Origin of the sequence: Pseudomonas syringae pv. tomato str. DC3000, from assembly GCF_000007805.1 — a bacterium.
Lineage (GTDB): Bacteria > Pseudomonadota > Gammaproteobacteria > Pseudomonadales > Pseudomonadaceae > Aquipseudomonas > Aquipseudomonas avellanae.
Genome location: NC_004578.1, coordinates 4,875,606 through 4,897,404, shown reverse-complemented (window position 1 = coordinate 4,897,404; position 21,799 = coordinate 4,875,606). Strand labels below are relative to the sequence as shown.

Below are 21,799 nucleotides of genomic sequence, written 5' to 3'. Positions count from 1 at the left end.
CTTAACGGTTGGCGGCTATCACTGCTTCGCCTACGGACTTCCAGTGCGAGGCCGTGCTGGTCGCTGTCAGGTCAGTAGCCGACAGTAATTGTCTTGCCGAAAGGCCGGTGACATCACTGGCGCTTTGCATCCGGCTTAACCAGTCCACCTCGTGCATGCTGGAAGCGATACGATCTGACCCGGTCAGCAATGCGTTTGCGGCCAGCACTTCAGATGACGTCCAGCCTGTCAGTGACGCCAGCCGCGCAGCACATTGTGTAGCGTCTCGCTGCGGGTCATTGGCTTGCTTGAAATACTCAAGCAGCGCTTCCTCCGGGTAACCGCAGTTGTCGCGCCAGTTGCTGTAACGGTCGAGCAAATACAGACTGTTCGGTGAGAGATAAAACTGGCCTTCTGAGCCTGCGTACAGCCAGCGTGGATTGATCAAAAAAGTGCGCAGTGCCCGGGCGCTCAGCCCCAGTTGCTGGCTGACTTCTGAATAGCGAATCAGCGTCGAGAGTGTCTGAATGACGCCATTATCCCAAAGTAACGCAGCGAGAAACTTGTTTACGTCGCTGCCTGCCCAGCGTATCACCGGCTCGCAACGGTCCGGCGGCAAACCGGTGAGGGTCAGCAACAGCTCTTCCACCAGCCGATGCTGATTCCGATAGCCGTTCAATACGAACGTTGCAAGTCTGGCTTCGACTTCGCTTGCAAGGGGTTCCGCGATGGCTATGGCGGACAAGCGTTCATGCAGGGTGCGGCGGATGCTGACCGCGGGTTCCTCGTGCAGCGGCTGAGTCGTGACCAGCCCTGATTCGTCGATCAGGTAAGAGAGGATTAACCACCAATTGATGGTGTTGTTTTGGTCATCCTTGCTTGGCAAATCAAGGGATGCCAGCTGGTCGCTGTTCACTACAGCCAGGCGCGCATCATTGGTTAATTGCTCAAGCTGAACAGTCAGTTCCTGCGTGACTATTGTTTCGGTCATGTCCCAGCCTGTCTGACGTCGCAGTGTGGCGACGTCTCGAGCAGACGCTTCGAGCCACGTGACTGCCCAGTCCAGTTGCATCAGGATATCGAGCACGTCCGGTTCGGTGTCGTCGAGTTGACCTGAGACCACCTTTTTCCGAAAAGACAGAGAGCCTAGCAGGTCGATCAATGCTCGGCATTCCGCGGTGGTCAGACCGAACATCGAAGCAATGCGGGCTTGGCGGTACAGCGAAGAGATCATGCTCAAGTTGAGTCTGAAGTCAGTGGGCGCGTTGCCAATCAGTTCGCGAACATCGATGGCCAGCTGCCTCAGGCCCTCATGAGTGCTGGATAAATGCAAGGCTCGGCTCAATTGAGCGCGAGCTTTGACGTGCTGGCTACTGTGCTGATCGAGGTAGAGAGTCGACCCATCCAACACCAGCGGGGTATCGAACAATGCCGGGTTGTTGAATACCCGGTCGAACATCGGCAAGCGTCCGTCGTTTGCCTCGCCGGGCATCTGGTGAACAAAGGCTGCAAACTCATCCGGCGCGAGACCGTAACGTTTGTTCAGATACCGATAGGTTCCCAGTGCGCGTAGCGTATTTACCGTCAGCACCATCTGAGGGTTCACGGCGCCTTCGGAGCGAACGACGGCCATGACCAACGTGTCCAGCGCTGTAAAAGGAATGCCCGTCCAGCGCTGCAGACGGATCATGCGTTGCAGGCGGTCGAAGCGGTCCACGCTGGTGTTGACCAGCCGCTTAATGCCGTACGCATCCTTGTTCAGAGCCATTGCCGGCTGAGTGGTCGGGCCATTGACGTAGCCAGCTCCGAATCGAGCCTTGATTGCTGTCAGGCTTGCCTCGCGTGGGGAGTCTTCATCCGCGGTGTGTCCCGCTGACAGGATGTTGGGAGAGGCATAGGCCGTGTGGTTGCCTATAGCAAGAAGGGCTTCGACTCCGTCGCTGTCCAGACCCTCTTCTCCAGGAAGACGTTCAGATTATTCAAAGGATTGCTGGCGTCGTCGACGTAATCAACGTTGTATTTCGTTTTGAAGAACTGGCGGGTCAGGTCTGCCGACGTGTCGGCGTTTGCCTGACTGGATAAGGCAGGTTCAAGCACGATTGCCTGTTGCTCTGGGCCTGCTCCGCTCATCAGCACCTGTGCAATGGCACTGGAGTGCTGCACTTTCCCATAGTCACTGCCGTATCTTGACGTGGTTGGAACTTCAAGGCTGACGCGGTAACTCAGCTCGCCTAGCGTTGGTTTCTTCCCGTCAAGCCCAAGGCTGATCTGTTGAAAGTGAAAGTTGTAAGGAAACTGAAACGGGTGTTGTTTTTCGGCCACCAATTGGTAAATAGTCTTGCCCTTGTCCTCAGGCACTGTGCCCACGTAGGCGTTGATGGCTTTACTTAACACCTGATTGACGATGTGCAGCGTAGGCACTGGCGTGAAGGTGCTTTGTTGATCGATCAACAGATCCTTGAGGTCAGGCCGTCGTTCGTCGAGCTTGATTCGGCTCGGTTCCGCCACGCTGCCTTCCAGCTGTTCCAGAGCAAAACGATACAAGGACGTCAGGTACGCAACGGGTGAATCCTTGGCCTCGATTGCACCCACCTTGCAAAACAGATCCCAGTTCTCCTTGAACAGATTAGGGAAGCCAGGCCCGATGTCTACCAGCGAACGCACGCCGGTGCGCCGTGTCAGCTGTTGGGTTCGGCCTGAAGACAGCAGTTGATTGCGATACAGGCGCACGATCTGGGTGGCGTAACAACGAGCGTTTTCATAGGCGAGCGCTGCATCAGCATCACTGATGCGTGAGAGTTCGTGAACAAAAGCGCTTTTGGAGCGCCGTACGATATCGAACACTGAATGGATGTTCAGTTTTTCCATCGCGTTGATGAACGATAACGTGTCATCGCCATGTTCGTGCGTGTCGTTCCCGGTTCGGGCCAGGTTGCGTAGAAGGGAGAAGGGTTGCTCGGTCATGTCCGGCGCTCCAGTGGTCATGACACAGCCTTGTTTAGCATGGCGCTCGCGTCTAGCTGACAAAAGTGTCAGTCAACCATCAACAACACCAAGAATTTCCCGGCAAAACAAAGCATTAGCGCCCGACGCTGGAGGTATATTCATTGGCGATTGACTGCCCAAAGGTTATGCCTATTGGTTCTTGACCAAGCCGCGTGCTTCCGTTTGTCTGCTGTTATGGTTGAAGGGCGTCACTAACGGCGGGTAGAGGTTTCAAGGATGAGCTCGATCACGCACACCAACACGCCGCAATTGGCGGTCAGCGATTCACGGGGTCTGCCGGTACGCAGTGTGCAGTTCTATCGTGGCGCTGATGGTCAGCCTGTTGACGCGAGGGTGACGCAGCACTATTTCGACAAGGCCGGGCGACTGATCGCCAGTCGCGATCCACGTTTTTCCAGTCGTTTGAAATACGGTGTCTGTGCGCCTGTGAACCTGATGCAAATCGTCAGCTTGTCCGGGGCTTTGCTGTTATCGAAAAGTGTCGATTCAGGTTGGCGGGTGAGCCTGAACGGCGAAGCGGGGCAGTTAGTCGACAGCTGTGACGGACGTGACAACCCGCGCCAGATCGAATACGACGGGCTGTTGCGCCCTTTGGCGATCAACGAATCAGGCCGAATGACCGAGCGCTTCACTTATGGCGGGCCTGCCACTGCTGAGCATAACCAGTGCAATCAACTGATTCGCCATGACGATACGGCAGGCTCGCGCTTGCTGCGGGACTATGGACTGTCGGGTAGGGCGTTGAGCGAAAAAAGGTACTTCCTGCAGTCGCCCGACAGCCCGGACTGGCCACTTGCCGAGCCTGATCGTGATGCACTGCTCGAGCCGGTCGGCCTGCAGACGCGCTGGGCTTTCAACGCGCAGGGCGAGGACCTGGCGCAGACTGACGCAAACGGTAATGTCCAGCGTTTCAGTCACGGTGTGGCTGGGCAACTGCACGCTGTTGAACTGACCCTGGCCAATACGGCACAGCGGCAAACGCTGGTCAGTGCAATTCACTACGACGCGTTCAATCAGGCCGAGCAGGAGACGGCAGGAAATGGTGTGGTCAGTCGCTATGTGTATGATCAACAGGACGGTCGGCTGACTGAGCTCAGTGCGCTATCTGCCGACGGCTCAGTGTTGCAAAAACTGAACTACAGCTATGACCCGGCAGGTAACGTTCTACTCATCAACGATGCCTCGCAACCAGACCGGTATTGCGGCAATCAGCGTATCGAGCCGATAAACCGTTACTGTTACGACACGTTGTATCAGTTGATCGAAGCCACGGGGCGGGAGGTCAGAAACGGGGCCAGCCATGGTCCGGCGCTACCCGGTCTGCAACCTCTGCCGACGCTCGATCCTTGCCAGGTCAGCAACTACACACAGCGTTACAGCTACGACGCTGCGGGTAACCTGCTGCAAATGCGCCACGAAGGCGCGCACAACTTCACCCGCAACATGCACGTTGATCCCGACAGCAATCGCAGCCTGCCCGACAATGACAGGTATGTGGATTTCGCCACGAGTTTTGATGCCAACGGCAATCTGCTGCAACTCGTGCGTGGGCAGACCATGAGCTGGGATGTGCGTAATCAGTTGCGGCAAATCACTACCGTGCAACGTGAAGACGCACCGAATGATGAAGAGCGCTATGTATACGACGGCCAGGGCCAGCGCTGCCGCAAGATCAGCACCGCGCAGGCATCAGGTCGCACACTGACCAATGAAGTTCGCTACCTGCCGGGACTGGAAGTTCGGACCACGGCCGATGGAGAAACTCTTCACGTCGTTACGGCTCAGGCGGGTCGCAACAGCGTGCGGGTGTTGCACTGGGAAGCCGGAAAACCAGGCGCTATTGCGAACGATCAGGTGCGTTACAGCCTGGGTGATCATCTGGGCTCGAGCACGCTGGAGCTTGATCAGCAAGGCGGCCTGATCAGCCAGGAAAGTTATTACCCCTTTGGCGGCACGGCCTGGTGGGCGGCGCGTAGTGCAGTGGAGGCCAAGTACAAAACAGTGCGTTATTCGGGTAAAGAGCGCGATGCCAGCGGGCTTTATTATTACGGGTTCAGGTATTACGCGCCGTGGTTGCAGCGGTGGATCAATCCTGACCCGGCGGGGGATGTGGATGGGTTGAATCTGTACAGGATGGTCAGAAATAATCCGCTTGTTTACGTTGATGCGAAGGGCCAGCAACCTGAACCTGTTCCAAAAACTATTCACCAGATCTGGATAGGTGAAAACAAGAATGCCTTGAGAGCTCAGGTTAGCAATATCAACAGAACCGTTGAAATGGCTTGGGGGTATAAAGTGAAGTTGCATCTGGAAACGAGGACGCCGGAAGCTTATTCGGAAATCGAAAAGGATCTGAGATCCGAAGTGGTTCTGCTTCCTGATTCCCAGGTTTTTCAAAACTTCAAGGAGAAGCCGCTTTATGCGGCCTATGAAGATTTCCGAAGAAACAATCAGAATTACGCTTTCGCGGTAGACGTTTTACGTATGCATACCGTTCATGAGTTGGGCGGGATTTATTCAGATGTCGATGACGTTTATGCAGGTGCGGAGACTGGCGGAATGACGCAGTTGGGGGATAATCCGCTGTTTGCAGAACCTGATGAGGTTTTGACGCTGGATCCTGTTCATGTCCCTTGGGAGCCCCAGAATTCTGTTGAAAGTTTTATGGTCAATAACAGCTCATTTGCCGCTCATTCAGGTGCAGGCGTCTTACTTGACATGATGGGGGAAGGAGCGAAACGATATGATGAAGCCGTTGAGGGCGGAAGTTATCCGGATCCGACGGGCATGAACGGTATAGGTCTAAGTCTGCTCTGGAATCCTAACCCGGCAGTAAGAGTTCGAACGTTATCGAATGTAGTAGGCCCCGGCTTGTTTACAGACACACTGCACGCTTCGGACACAGCATACGGTGAGCTTTTTAGTAATCTGAAAGGCGTCGTCTTTCAAAAACAGCCGTTCACGTTTGCCGACCAAATGGCCAGGAAGATGCCGCTGCATCGGCATATAAAAAGCGGCGCGGCGCAAACCTGGCGCTGACCATAAACGATAAAACCCGCCTCAATGAGACGGGTTTTATCCGGTGTTTACTGCACTTCCACCGCCAGACTGTCGCTGATCTTCTTCTGCCAGATCTGCGGGCCGGTGATGTGAACGGATTCACCGGTGCTGTCGACGGCAACGGTCACCGGCATGTCCTTAACCTCGAACTCGTAGATCGCTTCCATGCCCAGCTCGGCGAAGGCCACGACGCGGGATTTCTTGATCGCCTGAGCCACCAGATAGGCAGCACCACCAACGGCCATCAGGTACACGGCCTTGTGGTCACGGATCGCTTCTATGGCGGTCGGGCCGCGTTCGGACTTGCCGATCATGCCCAGCAACCCGGTCTGATCGAGGATCTGCCGGGTGAACTTGTCCATCCGGGTGGCCGTGGTCGGGCCGGCCGGGCCGACGACTTCTTCGCGTACCGGATCAACCGGGCCGACGTAGTAGATGAAGCGACCCTTGAGGTCTACCGGCAGGGTTTCACCCCTGTTGAGCATTTCGACCATGCGCTTGTGCGCTGCGTCGCGGCCGGTGAGCATCTTGCCATTGAGCAAAACGGTTTCGCCCGGTTTCCAGCTTTGTACTTCTTCCGGGGTCAGGGTATCGAGGTTGACGCGGCGGGCCGATGGGCCGGCTTCCCAGACGATTTCCGGATAGGCGTCCAGCGATGGAGCCTCCAGCGAGGCAGGGCCGCTGCCGTCGAGCACGAAGTGCGCGTGGCGGGTGGCGGCGCAGTTGGGGATCATGCACACCGGCAGCGACGCGGCGTGGGTCGGGTAATCCATGATCTTGACGTCGAGCACGGTGGTCAGGCCGCCCAGGCCCTGAGCGCCAATGCCCAGCTGGTTGACCTTCTCGAACAGCTCCAGACGCATCTCTTCGATACGGCTTTGCGGGCCGCGGGCTTTCAGTTCGTGAATGTCGATGGACTCCATCAACACTTCCTTGGCCATGACCGCGGCCTTTTCTGCGGTGCCGCCGATGCCGATGCCGAGCATGCCCGGGGGGCACCAGCCTGCGCCCATGGTCGGAACGGTTTTCAGAACCCAGTCGACGATCGAGTCGGACGGGTTGAGCATCGCCATCTTCGATTTGTTTTCCGAACCGCCGCCTTTTGCCGCGACGTCCACTTCCACGGTGTTACCCGGGACGATGGAGTAGTGGATAACGGCCGGGGTGTTGTCCTTGGTGTTTTTGCGAGCGCCTGCCGGGTCGGCAAGGATCGAGGCACGCAAGACGTTTTCAGGCAGGTTGTAAGCGCGACGCACGCCTTCGTTGATCATGTCGTCCAGGCCCATGGTGGCGCCGTCCCAGCGAACATCCATACCCACGCGCACAAAAACCGTGACGATGCCGGTGTCCTGGCAGATCGGGCGATGACCGGTCGCGCACATGCGCGAGTTGATCAGGATCTGGGCGATGGAGTCGCGGGCGGCAGGCGATTCTTCACGCAGATACGCCTCGTGCATGGCCTGGATGAAGTCCACGGGGTGGTAATAGGAAATGAACTGCAGTGCATCTGCAACGCTCTGAATCAGGTCGTCTTGCTTGATCACGGTCATGCGGCGCGCTCCTCTGTAAGGACGGGAACATTCAATTACGCTATCGGCGGCAGTCTGGAACTGCGGCTTGAACCAGAGCTGTCAGGGTAGCCGTAGCGGGCGCAAAAAGGCGCGGCAGTATAACCCGCCCGACAAGCCAGTCTGTACAATCGCTGTTATTTTCTGCGCAGGGCGTCTGAATGCCTCAATTGCATGTGGGTGAGCGTAGCTGGTCGGTGCCATCGGCCGGCAACCTGCTCGACGCCCTGAACCATGCCGGTGTGCCGGTTCCGTACAGTTGCCGTGCCGGCAGTTGTCATGCGTGCCTGGTGCGCTGCGTAAAGGGTGAGCCTGAGGACGCATTGCCCGAGGCCTTGCCCGCTGAAAAGCGCCAGCAGGGTTGGCGGCTTGCCTGCCAGTGCCGAGTGGTGGGGGATCTGACCGTCGAGGTGTTCGACCCTCGGCGCGATGGCTTGCCGGCGAAGGTCGTGGGCTGCGACTGGCTTGGCCCGACGGTGCTGCGCTTGCGCCTGGAACCGTTGCGCCCTTTGCGCTACAGCGCTGGGCAGCATCAGGTGTTGTGGACCGCAAGCGGTATTGCTCGACCTTACTCGCTGGCCAGTCTTCCGGGCGAGGATGCGTTTCTGGAATTTCATATCGATTGCGGTTTGCCCGGTGCATTCCGTGATGCCGCCCGCCAGTTGCAGATTGGCGACGACATGCGGCTTGGCGAACTGCGCGGCGGGGCGCTGCGTTATGACCCTGACTGGCAGGACAAGCCGTTGCTGCTGCTGGCGGCAGGCACCGGTCTCGGGCCTTTATGGGGCGTGCTGCGCGAGGCGTTGCGTCAGGAGCATCAAGGCACCCTGCGTCTGATTCATCTGGCCCGCGACAGCCAGGCACATTACCTGGCCGATGAGTTACAGGCCTTGGCTGAACGTCATCCACAGGTGCTGGTTCAACTGATCACCGCGCAGACACTTCAGACAACCCTGGCCGAACTGCGCCTGTTGTCGCGGCATGCGATGGCGCTGTTGTGTGGCAGTGCCGACAGCGTGGAGCTGTTTGCCAAGCGGCTGTATCTGGCAGGGCTGCCGCGTAATCAGTTGCTGGCGGATGTGTTTGTGGCGCGGGAGTGAATCGGCACGTTGATAAAAAAGGCCCCGGCTCTTGCGAGACGGGGCCTTGGCTTGCAGCGCCGAGCTATAAGACCAGTGCTATCAGACCAATGGGTCGCCAACGTGCAGGATCTTCATGCCGTTGGTGCCACCGATGGTGTGGTAGCTGTCGCCCTTGGTCAGGATGACCCAGTCACCTTGCTCGACCAGGCCACGCTTGAGCAGTTCGTCGACGGCGGCCTGGCTGACCTGACCTGGCGGCAGGGCTCCCGGGTCGAACGGCACGGTGTAGACACCACGGAACATCGCAGCGCGCGCTTGAGTGCCACGGTGCGGAGAGAACGCGTAGATCGGCACCGAGGAGCGGATGCGCGACATGATCAGCGGGGTGTAGCCGCTTTCGGTCAGTGCGATGATCGCCTTCACGCCAGGGAAGTGGTTGGCGGTGTACATGGCGGCCAGCGCGATGCTTTCGTCGCAACGCGTGAACGAGTGACCGATACGGTGGCTGGACGTTTTGCCGGTCGGGTGCTTTTCAGCGCCTACGCAGATACGTGCCATGGCCTGTACGGCTTCGACCGGGTAGGAACCTGCCGCACTTTCTGCCGAGAGCATGACGGCGTCGGTGTAATCGAGCACGGCGTTGGCCACATCGGACACTTCGGCGCGGGTCGGCATGGGGCTTGAGATCATCGACTCCATCATCTGCGTGGCGACGATCACCGCCTTGTTGTGGCGACGTGCGTGCAGAATGATGCGTTTTTGAACACCGACCAGTTCGGCGTCGCCGATTTCAACGCCCAGGTCGCCACGGGCAACCATCACAGCGTCACTGGCACGGATCAGTGCATCGAGCACTTCGTCGTTGGCGACCGCTTCAGCGCGTTCGATCTTGGCAACCAGCCAGGCAGTGCCACCGGATTCGTCACGCAGCTGGCGAGCATATTCCATGTCGGCGGCATCGCGCGGGAAGGAAACGGCCAGGTAATCCAGGTCCATTTCGGCAGCGAGCTTGATGTCCTGCTTGTCTTTTTCGGTCAACGCCGGAGCGGTAAGGCCACCACCACGACGGTTGATGCCTTTGTGGTCGGACAGCGGACCGCCGATCAGCACGGTGCAGTGCAGTTCGTGTGCGGTCTGGGTGTCGACGCGCATGACCACGCGACCGTCGTCGAGCAACAGCTCGTCGCCTACGCCGCAATCCTTGACCAGATCCGGGTAGTCGATACCCACGATCTGCTGGTTGCCACTGGTCAGCGGGTGAGCAGTCGAGAAGGTGAACTTGTCACCGACCTTCAGCTCGATTCGCTTGTCGGTGAACTTTGCGATACGGATTTTAGGACCCTGCAGGTCGCCCAGCAGAGCGACGAAGCGCCCGTGTCTGGCGGCGATTTCGCGGATGAGTTTGGCGCGTGCCTTGTGCTCATCCGGAGTACCGTGAGAGAAGTTCAGACGAGCAACGTCCAGACCCGAGAGGATCAGTTGTTCGATGACTTCCGGCGAGTTGCTGGCAGGGCCAAGTGTGGCGACGATTTTGGTGCGGCGAACGGTCATGCACAAACTCCTTAATTGAAGCGCAGCGAGAGGCTACTCCTGTCCGGGGCTTTAGTCATTGTTCCTTTGCACTATGGTGCTGCCGTCGTGGCGGGCACTCGGCTGACAGTCGGCGCTCGATTTGCTTGAAGAAACGGGCTGTCAGGCCGATACAGCGCAGAGAACAGGAGACTCCCATGCGTATTGTAACGATTGTTGTATTACTGACTGCGCTCAGCGGTTGCACCCGCTGGGCAATGAACTCCAACCTGGATCACGCCTACCGGGCCTATCAGGAGGGCGATTGTGACCGGGTGATGCTCGATCTTTCCAAGGTCGATCGTCAGAGTCGCGAGCGGCGCTATGTGCAGCCGGAAGTGTCGATGCTGCGCGGTCAGTGCCTTGAGCGGCAAAAACTGTACGTCGATGCTGCGCAGACCTATCAGTTCCTGATGAACCAGTACCCCGGCAGCGAATATGCGTATCGTGCGCGCGCCAGGCTCGACACGCTGGCTCAACTGGGCCACTACCCCCAGGCTCAGCCCGCCAGGCCTGTACCCGCACCGACACCTGTGCGAAACGTATCCGTTTCAAAGTAGTTACCCTCGTTTGGATGGCAGGTGTCGTATTCGGGTGGATTAAAAAAAAATCTGATCTAGGCTGTGTTTACCAACGTACTAACTGTAACGAGCTGCTTCAAAGCGTTCCCGGAGCGTTTGCAATCGAAGTCCTCGGCAAGAAAACGGTGTTAGGTGAACGCAACATTGGCCTTGGAAGGCAGCCTGCCATGCATAAAGAGCGAAAAATCGAACGGCACCAATTGCAGGACTATCTGCAGGTTTTCAATCGCCATACCGGCAAGCCGGTGGGGTGCCTGGGTAATGTGTCCGGGGAAGGACTGATGCTTATCAGCGATCTGCCGGTGCTGGTGGGGGCTAAATTCGATTTATGCCTGAAACTGCCGGGTAACACTGTCGGACAGACGCTTGAGGTCAGCGCCAAGTGCCTCTGGTGTCACGAAGACGAGACACCAGGCAGTTACGATTCTGGCTTCGAGCTGTCTCAGGTCTCGGCGGAGTATCTGGACTTCATCCGGCTGTTACAGCGGTATTTCTGTTTTTACCCTTCTTATGAAGCGTCAGCCTGATTCTGCCGGCTGGCAGATTCGACGTCGTGCACGTCGAGCGTCATAGGGTGCCCGCCTTCTTCCAGTTCAGGTATCGAGCAATCAGTTGTGGCCCCAGCTCCTTAGGCCTTGCGTCCATTATTGCCATGCCTTGTGCACGCAAGCGGTCGTGCAGGGATGTGCGCGCATTCAAAAAACTGATGGCCCCGCAGTATTCCAGCGCCTCATCAGCGGTTTGCACCGGCGACTGACGCAGGCTGTCGAGTACCTCCTCTCTGAGGCTGGCAATCAGTACTCTATGGTGCTTGCCGAGTTGCCTGACGGCCGCCAGCAGTTCCTCGTCGTCTTCATCACGCAGGTTGGTGATCAACACCACCAGTGAGCGTTTTTTATGATGCACCATCAATTGCCGAACGGCGGCGCTGTAGTCAGCGGGTTTTCGGGTGGTTTGCAGGTCGTAGACCGAGTTGAGCAACAGGTTGAGCTGACCCGCGCCCTTGACCGGCGCCAGATAACGGTCCTGCTCACCGGCAAACGTCGCAAGGCCCACCGAGTCGCCTTGACGCAGCGCTACATAACTTAGCAGCAGGCAGGCATTGAGTGCGTGATCGAAGTGCGACAGGTCGCCGTCCTGACTGCGCATGCGACGTCCGCAATCGAGCATGAACACGATCTGCTGATCGCGCTCGTCCTGATACTCGCGGGCGATGGGGGTTCGCTGGCGCGCAGTGGCCTTCCAGTCGATCTGGCGCAAGCTGTCGCCCTCACGAAACTCTCGCAGCTGATTGAATTCCATCCCCAACCCGCGACGTTGCAACTGGCGCACGCCCAGCTGGCTAAGCCAGTTATCCACAGCCAGTAGCTGGCCGCCGTAGAGTCGGGCGAAGTCAGGGTAGACGCGGGTCGTACTCTGCACTGCCACATGGCGACGTGCCGTCCATAACCGCAACGGCCCCGGCAGACTGATTTCGCAGTGTTCAAACGTGAAATGACCACGGCTTGACGGGCGCAGCCGGTAGCCGATGCTACCTTTGCCGCGAGCAGGCAGGGTGATGGTTTGCGGCAGGTCTTCATGCTCCAGGCCCTGCGGCAGGTGGTCGAACACCCTTAACGTGAGCGGTTTGGCACCGTCGTGCTGCAGATCAAGTCGAGCTTCGTTCCAGCGATCCAGCGCCAGGCTGCCCGCAAGCTCGCGCTGGATACGCGGCGAGGGACGTCTGAGCAGCCAGCATGCATCAAGCAGGCTCAGGCCCACCAAGGCCAGCAATGCGCCCCAGTACAGGCTGTCTATTTTTGCCGGGTAGTCGATCCCCAGCGCGTGCAACGTACCGAGCAGCAATGCAAGGCACGCCAGCCCGCTGAGCCAGTACAGCATCGCAACAGCCGGTTTGAGGACCTGTTTCACAGGCGCGGTGCCGAAACCTGATCGAGGATCTGTCCGAGCACCTGATCCACCGACAGGCCCTCGATGTCCAGTTCCGGCGAGAGCTTGACCCTGTGTCGCAACACGGCCAGCGCGCAGCCCTTGATGTCGTCCGGCGTTACAAACTCGCCGCCGCGCAACAGCGCACGGGCTCGTCCGCCACGTACCAGGGCGATCGACGCGCGCGGCCCTGCGCCCTGATTCAGACCGGGCCAGGTCCGCGTACTGCGAGCCAGTCGCACGGCGTAGTCCAGCACGTGCTCATCAATGGGCAGCTCGCTGGCAATGCGTTGCAGGACCTGAACCTCCCGGGCCTGCATGATGACCCTGAGCGGGCGCACATCGAGCATGTCGGCACGGCTTGAGCGTGTGACCTGGCGCACCATGTCCAGCTCTTCCTGCGCCTCGGGATAATCCATGCGCAGCTTGAGCATGAAACGGTCCAGTTCGGCTTCCGGCAGCGGGTACGTGCCTTCCTGTTCGATAGGGTTCTGGGTTGCCAGCACCATGAACGGTTGCGGGATAGGCAGGGCGCGGCCCTCAAGCGTCACTTGCCGCTCCTGCATGGCTTCGAGCAGCGCAGCCTGAGTCTTGGCCGGCGCCCTGTTGATCTCGTCAGCCAGCAGCAGGTTGGTGAACAGCGGCCCCTTGCGCAGCTTGAACTGCTCGGTTTGCAGGTCGTACACGGCATGCCCGGTGACATCGCTGGGCATCAGATCCGGCGTGAACTGAATACGCGCAAACTCGCAGCTGATACAACTGGCGAGTGCCCGCACCAGCAACGTCTTGCCCAGCCCCGGCACACCTTCAAGCAGTACATGACCGCCGCCGATCAGCGCGGTCAGAACATCTTCGATAACTGCGTTTTGTCCAATCACGGCTTTTTGCAGTTCATTGCGCAATGCCTGGGCGAGCTGGCTGGCGCGCTGGCGTTGCTGCGTGTGGGTGCTTGCTGTGTTGGTTGCCTCTACCGCAGTCTCGGTAAGGGGGTCGTTGCTGCCTGATGGGGCTGGCGTTTGATCGCTCATAGGTTCCGGAGCCTTGCTAACTGTTAAAATAGATTTATCTTCCATAAATCAACCACTTACATAATCTAATCTTTTTTGAGGTTTTTTGAGGCGTTGTATAGTTCAGTAACATGGTTTTCTGCACTTGTGAGCCCTCACATAATTCGGCGATTTCATGGACAAATCATGGATCAGTTGGCTGCTACAGACTGAACTGGGAGCACCTTATAAGGCCTCATAGCGCCATTGCCACGAAGCTCACCATAGCCCTTGGAAGCTTGGCCCGTCCGACTTTGGTGGTTGGGTGGGACGTCCGATCTGAATGGTCACAGGGATTGGGAAATCTACACCTACCAATGCAACCTCACCTTGCTTCAGATTTGGCAAGAAAGCGGCGGCTGAACGATCCAGTTCTCCACAGGCACGTTCGACCACTTCTCGGTCACGGTCATTGGTCAGCCGATGCACCAGCAGTGTGCCCATCTGACTCAGCACCCCTTCTGTGATGTCTCGCGGTCGCTGGGTTACCAGGCAGATGTTGAGTCCGTACTTTCGTCCTTCTTTCGCGATGAGTTCAAACGCATCCAAGTTCTGAACGTCGTCCTCACTCCCTAAGGTTTTTCCTAGGAAATTGTGAGCCTCGTCCAAGATGACGATCAACGGGCGCTGCCTGAAAGACTCGTTACGTGCTCGAAGCAGTAACAGTCTGCCGATGGCGTTGGCGATGACTTCTCTCGCGTTGAACTCATAGCCGACCGAGCTGAGGCAAATTCTGAACAGTCGCTTTTCTCCACCGATAAATTCATCGAGATGTTCAACCAGGCTCGGCAGGCCCTCTGCAGGGCGAAATATACTGCTCAGCGAGGGAGAGTCCATGACGCTCATGATTCGTGTCATGAGAGAGGAGCAGTAGGACAGCTCGCTACTCGCCGCGCCCCATCTACTCATGTCGTTGTTTTGTCCCGTCGGGTAGCAGCACTCTTCGACAATTTGCCGAACCAACATGCCTGGATCAAAGGGAAGATTCGGATTACCTACCCGGTTGGCGTTGTCGTCCCTGTTCATCGCTCGACGAAAATCAGCTTTGGGTTGACCGACTTTCGGGACGTACCCGCCCGTGAAGATATCTGGAGCTAACGCCGCAAGCCTCAGGCTTTTGATGGCTTCTCTAAGTTTTGGGCCCTGAGTTTTACCTGACGGCTGAAAGAGTGCGATGAAATCCGTCTCGTTAAAGCATGTGGGCGGAATGGCCACTTCAAGTGAGGCAGGAGTTCGATGCAGCGGATTTCCAAGATGGTGATGGGTTGAGTCTGCCCCTTCGAGTGACCGGTATTCCCCAGTAGCATCCACAAGCACGATCTTGCAGGCATATCGACGACACTCCTCAATAAGCTTTGAAGTCGTCCAGCTTTTCCCACCGCCAGTTGAGCCCAAGATTGCGCAATGCCGACCAAAGAGTTTTTCTGGCGTTACAGCAATCGCGAAACCGCCGTCCCCAGAGACATGTCCGAGATTGAGCGATACGCGGGGGGGGCTCTCCATTTATTCCGCTCGAAATCAATGTGGGGATTTTGGAGATAAACGAGCCCGGTGCTGAGTAAACCCGGTCTCCCAGTCGTGGGTAGGAACTCACGCCTGCAGTGACTCTCAAGGTATGTGGGTGAACAGATCCTAGGCTCTGTACGAAAAGTGGCTGCGCTCGGTGATGCTGCGTTAAAAACAGGCTCGGAATGCTCATTTACAACCCGTAGACTCCGCTTCCTCGTCTGTTTTTGCCTTGCCTGACCTTCGCTCGCCGACTTTTCGTACAGAGCCTAGGATTCAGTCAATCACATGCGCTTGGCCGTATCTCTCGATCCACTCGTGCATATTGGCGTTCACTGCGTAGTTCTCTTCCCGGTGCTTGAATTTCAATCGGGTCTTGAAGTCCAGCTCCACCACGCCCTGTCCCGTCCAAGAGTCTACAATCGCTCCTTTCGGAAATGCATTGCTGGGGTGGATGACCACATAGTTATGGCTTAACTTACGGTTGCTGTAGATGGTGAAATCTGAGATTCCTAACTTATGTCGAAGGTGCAAGCCGATTTCCAGCGCCTGTATGTCACAATTGGAGAACCCCTCTTCGCGGCACTTCTGTACGCAATCTGTGAGTTGCGTAGGCGTCATCTCAATCGCGCCACGCAAGTTCCCGCTGTTGGTGCGATAGATTTTCCTTTGCTGCAAATCTGCCAGATTCATCAGCGTTTCCGAAATATAAGTTCGCTTCGCGCTATCCGTGTACTGTTGCGCCCTCCTCATAGTCATCAGCGCATCCGCATCTGATTTTTCCGGTTTGTTCAAGCGGCCCATTGCCGTCTGATAACCTGTCGTAGACAACGTGGTTCTCTCGCTTACTTGCTCCACAAGATCGTTGACTGCCTGCCAAGTCGCTGACGAGCTACCGGAAACTCTATTCATGCTGATTGCACCCCTATGGTATTTTTCTATTACGGATGCTTGTGTGGACTTTGAGGCGGATTCGGTTCCACGCAACGTGGACGGCGCCAGAGTTTTATTTTGCGCAGATGAGCATTCCCGAACGGCTAGATTGTCGTAGCTGCAAAGACAGCGGAATGAAAGCAGGTTGCGGCGCCACGGCATTGTTCGGTTGTACCCGAATCCATTTATGGACGAGGTTCGCGTTGAAGCTGTGGTGCTGCGCGACGCTAGCAATCGAAGCACCGGGCTGGGCGCACTCTTGGACAACCTGGGCCTTGAAGGATTTTGAATAGAAACAGCGTTGTGGCTGCATGTAAAGATCCGCTTAAAAGGCTAGAAATGGTGTCCACTGAATTAGGTTTTTTACGAAAAGTCGGTGCGGGTAGAATTGCCGTCATGATTGGCTGGAGGCCCGCATGGCAAAGCGTTACGAACTCTCCGACGCATCGTGGGAATTGATTAAAGACCTGGTTTTTCCCGAGCAGAAAATGGGTCGCCCACGCAGTGATGATCGCCTGGTACTGCATGGAATCCTTTGGATCCTGTGCTCGGGCGCTGCGTGGCGCGATCTTCCTGAGCGCTTTGGGCCTTGGTCAACGGTGTATCAGCGTTTTCGTGACTGGCGCGACGACGGCACGTTCGACCGAATACTGGAGCGCTTGCATATTCGACTGAACCGGGAAGGACTGATCGATCTGGACACCTGGATGATCGATTCCACGGCGGTACGTGCAACCCGAGCCTCTTCAGGCGCCGGGAAAAAGGGGGGTCTGAAGAACCGCTAGACCATGCCTTGGGACGCAGTAGAGGCGGCCTTACTACCAAGATTCACATGGTCTGCGACGCCAATGGTGTTCCCTTACGTTTCATCCTTTCGGCGGGGCAAGCCAGCGATATCGCTCACGCCCAGCCGCTGCTGGATCAGGTGCGAATTTCCGGTAAGCCGGGGCGACCACGCAAGCGTAGTCGCTGGTTACTGGCTGACAAAGGCTATGACGCAGAACACCTGCGACAGTACTGCGACCGTTACCGAATGCAGCCGGTGATTCCGCTGCGCGCCATGCCACGCAAACCCCGGCCAGGCTTGCCCCGGCTCTTTGATCTTCCAAAGTACCGGCAGCGGAACATCATTGAGCGGATGTTTGGCTGGCTAAAGGAGAACCGCAGAATAGGCACTCGCTACGACAAGCTGGCCAGGAGCTTTGCAGCCATGGTCACGCTGGCCTGCAGCCTACGTTGTATGCGGCAATACTTTTCGTACAAAACCTAGCAGGCGGATCAAGCCGATTGCGTCAATAGCATGCGTGCCAGCGAAGTCTTGGGAGATCTCGGTGCGCTCACGATCAGGCAGGTTCACCTCGGTGATGCGTCCTAGGAGCACCGCTTGCTGACCTTCGATCAGCACCAGTTCCCCTACCTCACCCTTACCGTAGCGATTTTGACCTAAATATCGACCGCTGTTTTCTCCAGCATGTGCCAGGTTGATTTTAATCAGTTGTGCTGCAACGCTGGTGACCACTCCGATTTTCAGCGTACTAAGAAGTATTCCTTCTGGAGACATGGTTACCTACCGATCCGTTTAACAGCATTTGCCAACTGTTCAGCTGGCGAAGCCGTGCGCAGGTGAGGGATATGAGCCGCCAAATCGCCAAATGAGCCGCTAACAAAATGGACGTCCAAACCGCGCTGAGCAAGATCGCGGAATTTTCCCCAGTAGGGGCTCGATCCATTATCCCCACGGTTGTGGACATGGCTGATGCCGTTGTAGTCGCAAAGAATCAGCTTCAGGCTTGGGTTGGATTGCAAAGCTGAGTAGATCGGTTCGGAAAGATGGTCATCGTTAAACCCGAATCCTGACACAACTAGGCAGCTATTTGGTTGACGCAAAAACTCCAGAAATCTTGAAAGCAGCTCCAAGTGGGGTTGAAGAAATGCTTGCTGGTATTTTCCTTTTGCGGGATATATCAGGCACGCATTTTCCGGCGTCGGTCGGCTGTCCTCATAGACTTCATGACCCTCTCGGCTCCAGCTGACTGATCCGTGCAGCTTCAGCAGTTGAAAAATGCCTTCAGCAAACTCGTGGCTGTCTGCCTCCCGGCGTACGATGTCGTACGTGAAATGTTTGCCGTCAAACCGGCGTCTGCGGGTGTAGGAGAAACCGTCAATAATGACCATGCCGAGTTCCGACGCTGCCGTTTCAAAGCACATGTCGTAGTTTGTCGTAAATACTTTCAGTCGCGGGTCACGCACTCGCCTTCTGGCTAACTTCTGAAGGAGCTCACGGTAGGCAGATATGTCCGAAGTGGGCAGGGTGATGAACGTTGAGCAAGCATGCAGGATCTGCTCTTTAACGCGTGCAACAAACTCTTCAACCTCTGGATCGTCATTGAACGCTAGATAGGCATCGCACTGTGACAAAAAATGCTCGATGTTCGGGTTCTCGCGCTCGGCGTAACGGACACGCTCAGTAACCTGCTGACCAGCTGCTGTCAGCGCGTGGGTCACTCTGTACAACGGCTGTGATGAGCTCGATTACTGCGAGGAATGCGTCAGCCCTCATGGTCGGTGCCGGTGCTTTGATCCTGGCGACCGGCACTGACCCCCGTGGCTCTGCTTTCAACGTGGGAACATCAGACACTGGAGCGACTATTGAAAGCGCTGTGAGGCTTCGCCAGTTTAGACGCGTGATCAGTTGATCTTTCTTTCAAGCTCAGCTAAGTCATTAGTAAGACGACTCAGCGCCTCCTTGTCGCTCTCTTCATCCGACAAGTACGAACCTTCGCAGATGGCATCGAAGGCCCGCTCTTTCATGGTGTCCCCAGAAGCTTTCTTGGACGCAGCCTCTATCCTCGCCACCAAGTCTACGAACTCATCAGGGTGATCCACTGCCAAAACCCGTATCCTTGTCGAGTGGCAACCAGCTTTGATCAGTCGCTTATCCAGATTGTCCCCCATGCTCAAACCTCCCTCGATAACTGTCAGAGTTGGCCTTGGCTTGATCCCAGTGGCCAACGTGAACGCTGCAAAGTCCTTGTCGATGTCGTTGCGCGAAAACTCAATGAGCCTCTGAAACTGCCGACGCTCTGTAGCAGGATAGGCGCAGAGATGCTTGAGCATCATGCCAACGGAGAAATAGTTGATCTGCAGAATGTCACCGGAGAACAAGGCTCTCGTGGCGCCACCGGACGCCGCGAAGCCCTGGGCCAGGATTTTCATGTCCAGGTACTTGGGCTGGTCGCGCCAGACTTTGATCTGCCGACCCATGTTGGCGAGATCACTATTCCAAGCGATATGACCCTTCTTGACGCCCTCCAGGAACGCGAACAGCTCGATACCGAGTTCCATAAAGGACGTGATGAGCAGCCGGCGCTTAAGCCCGCCGAAAGCGGCACCGAGGTCGCTTGTCCAGAAAACCCTCTGGTTGAGCGCCTCGCTGTCATACAGCTTCAGCATGGCTTCGCCGATGTTAGCGCCGGGAGGAACCAGGCCTTCGCCGAAAAACTTGTTGCACCACTTCGACCAGTCGACGTTCTTGGTCATTCCACTGAACATCTTGAAGATCATGCTTGGCTCGCCCACGGTGGCAGGGTTTCCCGCTCGCATGGTTTGTTCCCAAAACCAAGACATCAGCCGCAAAGGAAGGCTCGCCGGCGAACAAAGATCGGCCTTGAGGTGCGCCTCAAGTAGTTCGCGGGCAGCTACCTCGGTCATCTCTGGGAAAAGCTTCCACACCAGTTCGCCGATCCCGGCCTCACCCTTCATCAGCATCTCGATGATGGTGCGGATGTCTGTGTGATTAAGGATTCGGTGATTTGATGGGCGGAGTTGGTACGGAGATTTCAAACCCAAGGCTTCATTGAGCCAGGCGTACCAGTCCATGCCCATGCCAGGAAGGCCTTTGTCAGACTCAACGCCGAGTTTTTTCTGTAGGGCCTTCACCTTGGCTTCAAGCTCTGCTTGCTCCTTGGGAGAGAGCTCCTTGTGATTCTCCTGCATCTCGTCCCGAAATGCCTTGTCCAGCACGAGGTCAATGACCGTAGCAATTCCACCGATGGCTACCGCGTATCCAATCGAGAAACTGTCAATTTCAGATTTTGGAAGTGGCTTGGCAGGATTGGCCAATGCCCTGGCATGAAATCTATCTACAAGCTGGCGTCCGCCCATGTTAGCCAAGGCGCGCTCGAATTCGTCATCCATTACGCTGCCTTCCGGAATGCACCTTGATCCTCGAGCTCAGCAACAATCTTGTCGATCTGCTGATCCAGTACACCGTGGCGGCGCAAGCGAGCAATCAGCTCGTTCTTGCTGGAGGGAGGGTTGGCTACGATGTCTGCCATCGCTGTCGCCATGAAGTCATTGGCGGCCTTCACAGTGTCAAAATAAGCTCTGATCTTGGTTCTCAGGCGCTCGTTTTCTTTGTCCATCTCTTCCCTGGCCGACTTCCCACGAATATTCGAGGTGACGTAACCCGCCGTAAACACAATGCCAGCCATCACGGCCCCTGCGACTACTTTAGCGACATTTGCATAGCTCATTCTGACCCATTCCATGACAGTGATATCCGGATGATGGCTTCCAGCCATTTCTGGCGCCAGCTATTCATTCCACAGGGATAGTATCGGTGGCAGATAGCCATTCTTGAGAGCTTCTCGACCAAAGTTCTACACGTAGACCAATGTCTTAGCACTAGTGAGCCTCGCTTGAAGTGAACCGTAAGCGGCCAGCGAACACACCTTGTACAAATCAGCTAGGCATCCACTGTTCGGCAGGAGTCGCTCAATCTCACTGGCTCGCTGCGTCGGCAACCGCGTTAGCACATCCTAGAGGTGTACACGAGGCCGCTCTGTAATAACGAGCTGCCACCCACCGCGACCAGAATCTTTCTACAGCGGCGAAAGCTGAGGAGTCAGTATGCAGAGAGCGCTGTAGGTGCTACTTAACATGAGGGTCAAGGGCGATCCTGGCCGCAGCGATTCGGTTTTTGGCAACGCATCCCAGGCAGTGGAACGGCTGGCCAGGCTCGCTCGTACGCTCGGTCTTCATCAGATCGTGAAAACTCTAGCGTATGGAGCCTATCGGTGCGGTTTTGATGAAGCCAGTTCAACGACGCCTCGATCTCTCAGCTTGGCCTTGAACGCACTGTTCTCTTCCAGCAGCACCTCATTGATTGATGCAATGCTGGCAAGCTTAGCTTTGAGTTCCTCATTTTCCTGACGGTAGCCTGCGGACTTTTGGCGCTCGGCGATCAGATCTTGATGCTTGATATCCCGCATGGCGCGGCTGGATCGGCCCTGTATCTCCCGTATGACCTCTGCGACAGCTGGGTAGTGGTTGTGGATTAACGCGGTTGACACGCCAGCCTCGCGAGCTACAGCAGCAATGGTCACTTTCGTTTCATTTGTATGAGCGCGTCCTTTCTGGATACGGTAGATGGCCAGGTTGAGATCCTTTTCTCGATCTACCGCAGGTTTGTAGTTGGCTGTCTTACCTTTGCTTTTCATGCGGTCAGTGCCTCCGAAGGCATGCCCAGCTGTACCAAT

The 21,799-nt window shown here is 56.6% G+C and carries 19 protein-coding genes; 5 read left to right on the top strand and 14 right to left on the bottom strand.

What is annotated here, in order from left to right:
* Window position 1 precedes the first annotated feature (1 nt).
* On the bottom strand, window positions 2-1,747 hold the full coding sequence (locus PSPTO_RS30315) for a hypothetical protein (protein WP_226992652.1): 1,746 nt from the start codon (window positions 1,745-1,747) through the stop codon (window positions 2-4).
* A 143-nt stretch (window positions 1,748-1,890) separates the two neighbouring features.
* On the bottom strand, window positions 1,891-2,847 hold the full coding sequence (locus PSPTO_RS30310; RefSeq protein ID WP_235023102.1) for a Tc toxin subunit A: 957 nt from the start codon (window positions 2,845-2,847) through the stop codon (window positions 1,891-1,893).
* Window positions 2,848-3,201: 354 nt separating this feature from the next.
* On the opposite strand from PSPTO_RS30310, the gene PSPTO_RS22495 reads away from it, so the two are divergent.
* Entirely contained in the window at window positions 3,202-6,024 is a 2,823-nt protein-coding gene (locus PSPTO_RS22495; protein WP_011104970.1) for an RHS repeat-associated core domain-containing protein, read from the top strand.
* 47 nt (window positions 6,025-6,071) lie between these two features.
* Here the strand turns inward: PSPTO_RS22495 and PSPTO_RS22490 are convergent, their stop codons facing one another.
* The gene (locus PSPTO_RS22490) at window positions 6,072-7,595 is read right to left on the bottom strand and encodes a fumarate hydratase (RefSeq protein WP_003395253.1); all 1,524 of its coding nucleotides are present in this window, start codon (window positions 7,593-7,595) and stop codon (window positions 6,072-6,074) included.
* Window positions 7,596-7,774: 179 nt separating this feature from the next.
* On the opposite strand from PSPTO_RS22490, the gene PSPTO_RS22485 reads away from it, so the two are divergent.
* Entirely contained in the window at window positions 7,775-8,713 is a 939-nt protein-coding gene (locus PSPTO_RS22485; protein WP_007246206.1) for an iron-sulfur-binding ferredoxin reductase, read from the top strand.
* An 81-nt stretch (window positions 8,714-8,794) separates the two neighbouring features.
* On the opposite strand, the gene pyk is transcribed toward PSPTO_RS22485, so the two are convergent.
* The gene (pyk, locus tag PSPTO_RS22480) at window positions 8,795-10,246 is read right to left on the bottom strand and encodes a pyruvate kinase (RefSeq protein ID WP_003380907.1); all 1,452 of its coding nucleotides are present in this window, start codon (window positions 10,244-10,246) and stop codon (window positions 8,795-8,797) included.
* A gap of 176 nt (window positions 10,247-10,422) precedes the next feature.
* Between pyk and PSPTO_RS22475 the strand changes: the two genes are divergently transcribed.
* Both PSPTO_RS22475 and PSPTO_RS22470 read left to right on the top strand, forming a co-directional pair.
* Entirely contained in the window at window positions 10,423-10,824 is a 402-nt protein-coding gene (locus PSPTO_RS22475) for a tetratricopeptide repeat protein (RefSeq protein ID WP_046463668.1), read from the top strand.
* Between the two features lie 188 nt (window positions 10,825-11,012).
* Window positions 11,013-11,372, top strand: a complete 360-nt coding sequence (locus PSPTO_RS22470) for a PilZ domain-containing protein (RefSeq protein WP_005768657.1) — start codon at window positions 11,013-11,015, stop codon at window positions 11,370-11,372.
* A gap of 40 nt (window positions 11,373-11,412) precedes the next feature.
* Here the strand turns inward: PSPTO_RS22470 and PSPTO_RS22465 are convergent, their stop codons facing one another.
* The 5 genes from PSPTO_RS22465 to PSPTO_RS30705 all read right to left on the bottom strand — a co-directional run bounded on the left by PSPTO_RS22465 (window position 11,413) and on the right by PSPTO_RS30705 (window position 16,572).
* The gene (locus PSPTO_RS22465; RefSeq protein WP_011104968.1) at window positions 11,413-12,756 is read right to left on the bottom strand and encodes a DUF58 domain-containing protein; all 1,344 of its coding nucleotides are present in this window, start codon (window positions 12,754-12,756) and stop codon (window positions 11,413-11,415) included.
* Window positions 12,753-13,802 carry an AAA family ATPase gene (locus tag PSPTO_RS22460; RefSeq protein ID WP_010219554.1) on the bottom strand — a complete coding sequence of 350 codons (1,050 nt, stop codon included), beginning with the start codon at window positions 13,800-13,802 and terminating at the stop codon, window positions 12,753-12,755. The genes PSPTO_RS22465 and PSPTO_RS22460 overlap by 4 nt, the downstream gene beginning before the upstream one ends.
* 237 nt (window positions 13,803-14,039) lie before the next feature.
* The gene (locus tag PSPTO_RS22455; protein ID WP_011104967.1) at window positions 14,040-15,323 is read right to left on the bottom strand and encodes an ATP-binding protein; all 1,284 of its coding nucleotides are present in this window, start codon (window positions 15,321-15,323) and stop codon (window positions 14,040-14,042) included.
* 279 nt (window positions 15,324-15,602) lie between these two features.
* Complete coding sequence (locus PSPTO_RS22450; RefSeq protein ID WP_011104966.1) at window positions 15,603-16,238, bottom strand: type III effector; 636 nt, start codon at window positions 16,236-16,238, stop codon at window positions 15,603-15,605.
* A 94-nt stretch (window positions 16,239-16,332) separates the two neighbouring features.
* Window positions 16,333-16,572 (bottom strand): transposase, encoded by a 240-nt coding sequence (locus tag PSPTO_RS30705; protein ID WP_005770179.1) that lies wholly within the window; start codon window positions 16,570-16,572, stop codon window positions 16,333-16,335.
* Window positions 16,573-16,675: 103 nt separating this feature from the next.
* Between PSPTO_RS30705 and PSPTO_RS22440 the strand changes: the two genes are divergently transcribed.
* Window positions 16,676-17,529 (top strand): IS5 family transposase gene (locus PSPTO_RS22440; protein ID WP_149032142.1). Its coding sequence is split into 2 segments (ribosomal slippage): window positions 16,676-17,030 and window positions 17,030-17,529, totalling 855 coding nucleotides; the frame shifts between segments, so codons are not numbered across the junction.
* Here the strand turns inward: PSPTO_RS22440 and PSPTO_RS22435 are convergent.
* The 5 genes from PSPTO_RS22435 to PSPTO_RS22415 all read right to left on the bottom strand — a co-directional run bounded on the left by PSPTO_RS22435 (window position 17,491) and on the right by PSPTO_RS22415 (window position 21,760).
* Window positions 17,491-17,820, bottom strand: a complete 330-nt coding sequence (locus PSPTO_RS22435) for a hypothetical protein (protein WP_011104963.1) — start codon at window positions 17,818-17,820, stop codon at window positions 17,491-17,493. The genes PSPTO_RS22440 and PSPTO_RS22435 overlap by 39 nt on opposite strands.
* Before the next feature lie 2 nt (window positions 17,821-17,822).
* On the bottom strand, window positions 17,823-18,764 hold the full coding sequence (locus PSPTO_RS22430; RefSeq protein WP_011104962.1) for an SIR2 family protein: 942 nt from the start codon (window positions 18,762-18,764) through the stop codon (window positions 17,823-17,825).
* Window positions 18,765-18,947: 183 nt separating this feature from the next.
* Window positions 18,948-20,456: a hypothetical protein gene (locus PSPTO_RS22425; protein ID WP_011104961.1), complete on the bottom strand. Its 1,509-nt coding sequence runs from the start codon at window positions 20,454-20,456 to the stop codon at window positions 18,948-18,950.
* The gene (locus PSPTO_RS22420; RefSeq protein ID WP_046463670.1) at window positions 20,456-20,842 is read right to left on the bottom strand and encodes a hypothetical protein; all 387 of its coding nucleotides are present in this window, start codon (window positions 20,840-20,842) and stop codon (window positions 20,456-20,458) included. Before PSPTO_RS22420 ends, PSPTO_RS22425 begins: the two co-directional genes overlap by 1 nt.
* Before the next feature lie 489 nt (window positions 20,843-21,331).
* On the bottom strand, window positions 21,332-21,760 hold the full coding sequence (locus PSPTO_RS22415; RefSeq protein ID WP_046463671.1) for a TetR family transcriptional regulator: 429 nt from the start codon (window positions 21,758-21,760) through the stop codon (window positions 21,332-21,334).
* Window positions 21,761-21,799: the final 39 nt, after the last annotated feature.